This is a genomic window from Alcanivorax sp. UBA3183, assembly GCF_002364155.1.
Classification (GTDB): domain Bacteria; phylum Pseudomonadota; class Gammaproteobacteria; order Pseudomonadales; family Alcanivoracaceae; genus Alcanivorax; species Alcanivorax jadensis.
The window spans coordinates 131,608-132,536 of record NZ_DEXN01000006.1 but is presented as its reverse complement, the minus strand read 5'-3'; the positions used below and the strand labels follow the sequence as shown (position 1 = coordinate 132,536).

1 protein-coding gene is annotated in these 929 nt (G+C 61.8%); it reads right to left on the bottom strand.

What is annotated here, in order from left to right:
- A partial coding sequence (locus B3Q33_RS01885) for an acetyl-CoA C-acyltransferase (RefSeq protein WP_286826669.1) occupies positions 1 to 929 on the bottom strand: 929 nt, incomplete at both ends.

The window sequence follows — 929 nt, the reverse complement described above, 5'->3', positions numbered from 1 at the left end:
TAGGCCGGGGCCATCAGCAGGCCTTCTTTCTTGCCGATGAAGTCCACGGCAGCGGCTTCACCGATGGTCAGGTAGGCCAGTACCGGCAGGCCACGCTCTTTGGCCCACTCTTCGGTGGCCAGCAGTACCGTGGAGGCACCGTCGGTCAGCGGGGTGGAGTTGGCCGGGGTCATGGTGCCGTCCGGGCCGCCGAAGCAAGGCTTCAGGGTAGCCAGTTTTTCCAGGGTGGAATCACCGCGCATGTTGTTGTCGCGTTCCAGACCCTTGAAAGGAGTGATCAGGTCATCCTGCCAGCCATCTTCATAGGACTTGGCCAGGTTCTGGTGGGATTTCCACGCCAGCTCGTCCTGATCTTCGCGGGCAATGCCCCACTCCTTGGCGGTGAGTGCCTGGTGCTCGCCCATGGACAGGCCGGTGCGCGGCTCGCCGTTCTTGGGGATGTCGGGCATCAGGGATTTCGGGTTGAGCAGCTTCAGGCCCAGCTTGGCGCGCTCGCCGTTGGTCTTGGCACGGTTCAGAGCCATGAACACCTTGCGGGCGTCTTCGTTCACACCCAGGGGCGCGTCAGAAGTGGTATCCACACCGCCAGCTATGGCGCAATCGATTTGCCCCAGGGCGATCTTGTTAGCCACCAGGATGGCCGCTTCCAGGCCGGTGCCGCAGGCTTGCTGCAGGTCATAGGCCGGGGTTTCCGGGGCCAGCTTGGAACCCAGCACGCATTCGCGCACCAGGTTGAAGTCACGGGCGTGCTTCATGACTGCACCGGCAGCCACTTCGTCGATTTTCTCGCCGTGCAGCTTGAAACGATCCACCAGACCGTCGATGGCAGCAGTCAGCATGTCCTGGTTGCTGGTATCAACATAGGCGGAGTTGGAACGGGCAAACGGGATACGGTTACCGCCGATAATGGCAACCTTACGTACGGCTTT